General features: G+C 21.6%; 1 protein-coding gene. It reads left to right on the top strand.

The annotated features are described in order from the left end of the window. A partial coding sequence (locus AACQ14_RS24440) for a hypothetical protein (RefSeq protein WP_339366130.1) occupies positions 1-268 on the top strand: 268 nt, incomplete at both ends.

The following is a 268-nucleotide window of genomic DNA, read 5'->3' as shown; positions in this document are numbered from 1 at the left end:
GCTTTAATTTTATCAATTAAAGCAAAGAATCCTTCTTATAAAAATGAGAAACTTGAGGAAAAAACTATAGAAGAGCTTGTTGAAATAGTTGATAAAAGAAACAATAATAAATATAAGGAAAATAATACTAATAAAGATAATAATAATAACAGTAATAAGAAAAATAATAATGAAAATAAAAATAATAATAGTGGCAATAGCAATAGTAATAAAACCAATAATGATGGCGGTAGCAATGGTAATAAAATCAATAATAATAATGGCAGTA

Source organism: Vallitalea maricola (assembly GCF_036985595.1).
GTDB lineage: Bacteria > Bacillota > Clostridia > Lachnospirales > Vallitaleaceae > Vallitalea > Vallitalea maricola.
Note: the sequence above shows the minus strand (reverse complement) of the source record. Positions and strands in the feature narration are given on the sequence as shown.